Below are 6,892 nucleotides of genomic sequence, written 5' to 3'. Positions count from 1 at the left end.
GTGAATTCTGATGATTCTTCTACTAAAGAGGATATTGACGCTGTTCAAAATGATAGCGCTGGTACTGATAAAGGTGAAGTTACTTCTAAAGACAAGCAAGATGTAACTAATGATAATGTGAATTCTGATGATTCTTCTACTAAAGAGGATACTGACGCTGTTCACAATGACAGCACAGACACTACTAAAGCAGCAAATGCTAATTTATATAACACACAAGCAACACCTAAACTTAGAGTAGCTAGAAGTGCCAATTCAACAGTCGCAACACGTTCTGCGCTAACAAAAGAAGCAACAACACGTTCAACATTACCAAAATATTCGCCAAAAGTAAGTTCTTCAATTAACAATTACATCCGCAAGAACAACTTTAAAGCACCAAACTATGAACAAGACATAGCGTCATATTTACCAAAATATAATTATCGCTACGGTAAACCTGAAGGTATTGTTATGCATGATACTGCAAATGATAATTCAACAATCACTGGTGAAATCAATTATATGAAGAATAATTATCAAAATGCTTTTGTACATGCTTACGTAGATGGAAATCGTATTATTGAAACAGCAAATACTGATTACTTAGCTTGGGGCGGCGGCGCTGCAGCTAACCAACGTTTCATACATGTTGAATTAGTTCATACTCATGACTATGATTCATTTGCTCGTTCAATAAATAACTATGCTGATTATGCAGCAACAAACTTACAGTATTATGGTTTAGTCCCTGATAGTGCTGAATATGATGGAGTTGGTACTGTTTGGACACATAAAGCAGTAAGTAATTACTTAGGTGGTACTGACCATACTGATCCTCATGGATACTTAGCTGCACATAATTATAGTTACGATGAATTATATGATCTTATTTATGAAAAATATTTAATTAAGACAGGTCAAGCAGCTGCTTGGGGTACATCCACTTCAGGTAGTACGAGTGGAAATAGCTCAAATAATACAGGTTCGAGTAATACTGGTGCAACTACCCCGGCTAAAACAGGTAGCCTGAAAGTAACAGCGAACAATGGCGTTGGACGAATTAATACTACTAACGATGGTTTATATGCTACAGTATACGACCAAAATGGTAAGAAAACTGATCGCACGAACCAAACACTTAAAGTTACAAAATCAGCTACTTTAGGTAATGAAAATTTCTATTTGGTTTCTGATTTTAATAAAGGTACATTAATTGGTTGGGTACACCAAGGCGATGTTAATTATAATACGGCTAAAGCAGTAACTAGCATTAATAAAACTTACCAAATCAAATCTGGCGAAACGATATATACAGTTCCTTGGGGTACAAGTTCTCAAAAAGCAGGTACAGTTTCAGGAAAATCTACACAAACGTTCAAAGCAACAAAACAACAACAGATTGGTAAGACTAACTATATTTACGGAACTGTAAATAATCAATCTGGTTGGGTAAGCTTAAGCAAGTTATCTTCAACAAGTAATACAGCTACATCCCCTACTACAAATCCAGGGAAATTAACTGTAGATACACTTACAAATCAACAAGGTACTGTTGCTAAAAACAATCACGGTGTATATACAACTGTATATGATAAACAAGGTGTTCAAAAGCCATATGTTAATGGCCAAACATATAAACTAAGTAAAAAAGCAACACTAGGTAATAATTCATTTTACTTAATTACTGATAACAAAACTAATACTAATATAGGTTGGATGCAAACTGGTGATATTACAGTTAAAGAAGTAACAAAAAAAGCACGCACTAACCAAACACAAAGTGTAAGTAAAATTGGTCAGTTAAACACCAAAAATTCTGGCATTAAAGCAACCGTTTATGATCAACAAGGTAAAGACGCAACAAAACTAGCTGGAAAAACTTATAATGTTACAAAACAACGCACTGAAGGAAATAACACTTATGTATTAATACAAAATGTTAATCAAAATACGCCAATTGGCTGGATTAATAAAAAAGATATTAATACTCGTAATTTAAGCCAAACAAGTGCTAAAAATGACCAATATACTGTTAAAGCAACTAATAATGGTCTTTACGCAGTGCCATGGGGTACAAAATCACAACAACTGGATACACTCAATAATCTTAAAAACAATCACTTTAATGCATCTAAATCTGTCTACGTCGATAAAGACGAATACGTTTATGGTATTGTAAACAACAAAACTGGTTGGATAGCTGCGAATGATTTGAATAAGATACAACCATCTAATAATGCTAATGTTACTAATTCGCAAAGTGTTACTAAATCAGCGGTAACTCCGTATAAATATGATTATGTGATCTTCAATAAAAATGGTAACTATTATTTAAATCCAACATCTACAACTCCAGCAGGTTCACTTAAAGATTTCTATGAAACTATTTTCACAGTTTATGAAACTCAAGTGATTAATGGTACCACTTGGTACCATGGTAAACTATCTAATGGTAAAATCGTTTGGATTAAAGAGGCTGATTTACGTAAAGAATTAGTAAAATACTATGATTCAGGCATTACTTTAGATCAAGCTGTCGCTATCCAAAAAGGGTTAACTGCTAAACCACAAATTCAACACACACCTGGAAAATGGGAAGATGCTACAGCGAGTGAAATCAAAAACGCTATGGATTCAAGTAAGTTAATAAAAAATGAGACTCAAAAATATCAATTTTTACGTTTAGATAAAACACAAAATATTGGTGCAGCTGATTTAGATAAATTGCTTGTTGGTAAAGGAATTTTAGAAGGTCAAGGCGCAGCATTTAGTCAAGCTGCTCAGACTTACGATATCAACGAAGTATATTTAATATCTCATGCACTACTTGAAACTGGTAATGGTACATCTAAACTTGCAAATGGCGGCGATGTTGTAGACAATAAAGTTGTTACCGATGGTCCAAATAAATATTATAATATGTTTGGTATCGGCGCAGTTGATAGTGACGCTGTAAAACAAGGATTTATAACAGCTAAAAATAATGGCTGGAATACAGTTAAAAAAGCTATAGTTGGCGGCGCTAAATTTATATCTGAATCATATATTGATAAAGGTCAAAATACACTTTATAAAATGCGTTGGAATCCTGAAAATCCAGGTGTTCACCAATACGCAACAGACGTAGCATGGGCCTCTCATAATGCTACTCGTATTAAAGGTTTCTATGATTCTATGGATAAACTAGGTAAATATTTCGACGTAGATACGTATAAATAATATTACTTTAAAACATTGAATCAATTGAAAGAAGCGTACTAATGACAATGCTTATCGCAAGTTATTGTCATTATGTACGCTTCTTTTTTAATTAATTAACTAGTGCATATATACTTGGTGTACATTTAACTTATATAGTAATTTGTTTAAATTTTCTATGTCTTTAGATGTAAGATTTTGACAACGTGCTTCAATCAAAGCTACTCTAACCTCATTAATTTGTCGTACCAATTCTTTCGCCTTTTCTGTAACCATCAAATCTTTACATCTCATGTCTTTATTGGATTGCTTGCTCGTTATATACCCCATCTGACATAACTTTTTTATCCAACGCGAAACAATCGATTGTTCTTTATTAATTTTCATAGTCAAATCATACTGAGATAACACTTCATAGTTATATAATATTCTTAACATTTCTAATTGCTCAGAAGTCAAATCAGTTCTCTGACCAAATCTTCTACTTACCAAATTCAAATCATTACCTGTAAGTGTAATTAACTGTTCTAGTTGTTTGTACATGTTGCTCATCTCCACTATCATTAATTTAGCTTAGTTAAAATCATAAGTTTTCACACTATTTTATTCCTTAACATTATAATAGCATCCTTCATAATATACAATAATAAAAGACAAATTGTACTATTTTGTTGCATTTCTCATGGGTTTTATAATAGATTAGAACTAGTGTATATAAAATTTATCGTACTACTTAAAGGAGAAACCGAATGTCACAATTGAAAGAAAGAGATTACTTTTTCGATAATGCAAGAGCTGCACTGATTTTTCTTGTAGTCTTTGGTCATCTATTACAGCCATATACAGAAGCCAGCTCTCATTTATCTTCATTGTATTTAACAATATACAGCTTTCATATGCCAGGATTTTTGTTTATTTCAGGTTATTTTGCAAAAAAAGCTGGTGAAGTTGGTTATTTAGAAAAAGTATCAAAAAAATTATTAGTTCCATATGTTATATTCTTTGGCTTTTTCTCTTTTTACTATTACTTAACTGGTAAAGAAGATAGTGTTCAGTTCGATCCTTTTGATCCAGTATTTGCATTATGGTTTTTACTCACATTATTCTTTTTCCACGTAATATTAGTAATAGTTAAGGATTATAAACCATATTATGTATTACCTATAGCAGTGATCATTTCACTATTTGCTGGGTATTCTGAGAATATAGATAATTACTTAAGCTTTTCTAGGACGATTATGTTCTTCCCAATATTCTATATAGGCTATTTATTTACAAATAAACATACACAGCTTTTAAGAAATAAAAAGTTTCTACCAATAGCTATCATCACTTTACTAGCCTTTTATGTTATATACACCTATCATCCAATTAATTCCAATTGGTTGCTAGGCGATTCACCCTATATGTCACTTGAAGGAAAGCTAGATTTCTATAGCCCAATCAAAAGATTGTTATTATATGTTATCGTTTTAATTACGATGTTTGCTTTCTTTAATCTAATACCTGAAAAAGAAAAATTTTATACATATATAGGTCGTAGAACAATGCATGTGTATTTACTACATGGTTTATTTATTGGTATTATCCGTGGCTTTGGAATATATCCATTTAAAGATCATATCAGTATCTTAACTTATCTTTATTTAGTTATCGTTACGTCTATAATTGTATATATACTCTCAACACGATTTGTATCTAAATGGACAAATCCAATTATAAATTTACAATCTCCTTTTAAATTCAAAGGATAAATAAGTATTAAACCGAATTGTATTGATTTTAAATATGTTATGATAAATGTTGAAGTACTTCCAAACAATCTATACATATTTAAATACAATTCGGTATTTTTAATTTTGAGGTGAAAAATATAATGCAACTTTCATTAAATAACAATTCAAAACATTTATCAGCACCTAGCATCCGTCAATTTTCAAATCGTATTAAAGGGATTGAAGATTGTATTAACTTAACTATAGGCCAACCAGACTTTCCTATGCCTAAAGAGGTGAAAGCTGCGTACATAAATGCGATTAATGAAGATCAAACGAGTTATTCGCATAACAAAGGATTAATTGAAACAAGAAATGCTGTGAGCCAATATTTTGAACAACGCTATGGCTTTACATATAGTTCAGAAGAAATCATTATCACTAATGGTGCTAGCGAAGCCTTAGATACTGCTTTAAGAAGTATAATCGATGAAGGAGATGAAATATTAGTTCCTGGACCAGTATATGCTGGCTACATTCCACTTATCAAGACACTTGGAGGTATTCCAGTTTACATTGATACGACGATATCTGACTACAAAGTAACACCTGAAGCACTGGAAAAACATATAACCCAAAATACCAAAGCAGTACTACTAAACTACCCTACTAATCCAACCGGCGTGATATTGTCTTATAATGAAGTACAAGCCATTGCTAATAAATTGAAAGATAAAGAGATTTTTATCATTAGTGATGAAATCTATGCTGAAAATACTTTTACTGGTAAACATACTTCTTTTGCAGAATTTGAAGTAATTCGCGATCAATTATTACTTGTTGGCGGGTTAAGCAAATCACATTCTGCTACTGGCATACGTATTGGATTTTTGATTGGACCAGAGTATTTAATTGAAAAATTAACTTTTATGCATGCTTATAATTGTATTTGCGCCAACGTTCCTGCTCAAGTTGCATGTATTGCAGCTTTAAATGAGGGTTTAGAAGCGCCGCAATACATGAATGAAGCATATATTGAACGACGTGACTTTTTAATTAATAAATTAGAATCAATGGGATTTGAACTAGATGCTAAACCCGAGGGTGCATTTTATGTTTTTCCTAGTATTAAGAATTTTACAGACGATGACTTTGACTTTTGTGTAGATATTTTAGAAAATGCACATGTTGCCATTGTTCCTGGTTCTGCGTTTACCGATATTGGTAAAGGACACGTACGTATTTCTTATGCATATGAACTTGATGCATTAAAAGAAGCTATGAGAAGATTAGAACAATATCTTACTCAAAATTTTAATTCATAGTAAAAACCACCAACTAAATGTAAGGTTGAATTATGCCGCTTTGACGTTCCCATTGATAGTTATAAGCATGTGGTGTAGATTAACTTCAACATTGATGTTGGTGTTTTAATTTTTAATCTTTCCTATTCTCATTTTTAGAATAAATATTTTTCTCAGCAAACGTTTTTAATATCTGATAATAAGCTAATGAATCTTCCTTTTCCATGTCAAATTGTTGAATCACTTCTTCTGAAATTTTAGAAAATTCTTCCTTTAATTTTATCCCCTTTGTAGTTAACATTACTTTCACTCTTCGTTCATCATCTTCTGTTCTAAGACGACGAATCAATTCTTTTTTCTCTAGCCTTTTAATGATTGGACTGATTGTTCCTGAATCTAAGTACAATTCATTACATAACGTTTTTATGTATATTGGAGTTTCATTTTCTATATACAACAAAACAATATAGTTAGGAAAACTTATATCATACCGTTTCAAATACTTATTAAACCTGTTTACAACTTCTTTACTTGTAATATAAAACAAATAACATATTTCTTTTCTCATTTGATCATATATATCTGTTGTCATATTTTCTCCTCATCCCTTCTCGATTATAATATTAATCTACGTTTTAATTTTAGTCAAATACAATAATTAAGTTTAAAAAAGTTTTTACACTAAAAGTTTCT

General features: G+C 31.5%; 5 protein-coding genes. 3 read left to right on the top strand and 2 right to left on the bottom strand.

Translation table 11 applies throughout. The features are described from left to right. The coding region (locus ACSUE0_RS10090) for a GW dipeptide domain-containing protein (protein WP_436957214.1) at positions 1 to 3,201 on the top strand (3,201 nt) is incomplete at its 5' end. 99 nt (positions 3,202 to 3,300) lie between these two features. Here the strand turns inward: ACSUE0_RS10090 and ACSUE0_RS10085 are convergent. Then, on the bottom strand, positions 3,301 to 3,723 hold the full coding sequence (locus ACSUE0_RS10085; protein ID WP_107551851.1) for a MarR family transcriptional regulator: 423 nt from the start codon (positions 3,721 to 3,723) through the stop codon (positions 3,301 to 3,303). Between the two features lie 206 nt (positions 3,724 to 3,929). Here ACSUE0_RS10085 and ACSUE0_RS10080 point away from each other — a divergent pair, with 206 nt between their 5' ends. Together ACSUE0_RS10080 and ACSUE0_RS10075 are read left to right on the top strand one after the other, a co-directional pair. Further along, on the top strand, positions 3,930 to 4,934 hold the full coding sequence (locus ACSUE0_RS10080; RefSeq protein WP_119614334.1) for an acyltransferase family protein: 1,005 nt from the start codon (positions 3,930 to 3,932) through the stop codon (positions 4,932 to 4,934). A 122-nt stretch (positions 4,935 to 5,056) separates the two neighbouring features. Continuing rightward, complete coding sequence (locus ACSUE0_RS10075) at positions 5,057 to 6,220, top strand: aminotransferase class I/II-fold pyridoxal phosphate-dependent enzyme (RefSeq protein ID WP_119614335.1); 1,164 nt, start codon at positions 5,057 to 5,059, stop codon at positions 6,218 to 6,220. 112 nt (positions 6,221 to 6,332) lie between these two features. Here the strand turns inward: ACSUE0_RS10075 and ACSUE0_RS10070 are convergent, their stop codons facing one another. Continuing rightward, on the bottom strand, positions 6,333 to 6,791 hold the full coding sequence (locus ACSUE0_RS10070) for a MarR family winged helix-turn-helix transcriptional regulator (protein ID WP_436957212.1): 459 nt from the start codon (positions 6,789 to 6,791) through the stop codon (positions 6,333 to 6,335). Positions 6,792 to 6,892: the final 101 nt, after the last annotated feature.

Source organism: Staphylococcus sp. AS1337 (assembly GCF_051408735.1).
In the GTDB taxonomy this organism is placed as follows: Bacteria; Bacillota; Bacilli; order Staphylococcales; family Staphylococcaceae; genus Staphylococcus; species Staphylococcus xylosus_B.
Note: the sequence above shows the minus strand (reverse complement) of the source record. Positions and strands in the feature narration are given on the sequence as shown.

Bases quoted from the DNA above. Each gene is read 5' to 3' on its own strand.
- ACSUE0_RS10070 (WP_436957212.1), bottom strand. From the start codon at position 6,791: ATGACAACAGATATATATGATCAAATGAGAAAAGAAATATGTTATTTG.
- ACSUE0_RS10080 (WP_119614334.1), top strand. From the start codon at position 3,930: ATGTCACAATTGAAAGAAAGAGATTACTTTTTCGATAATGCAAGAGCT.
- ACSUE0_RS10075 (WP_119614335.1), top strand. From the start codon at position 5,057: ATGCAACTTTCATTAAATAACAATTCAAAACATTTATCAGCACCTAGC.
- ACSUE0_RS10085 (WP_107551851.1), bottom strand. From the start codon at position 3,723: ATGTACAAACAACTAGAACAGTTAATTACACTTACAGGTAATGATTTG.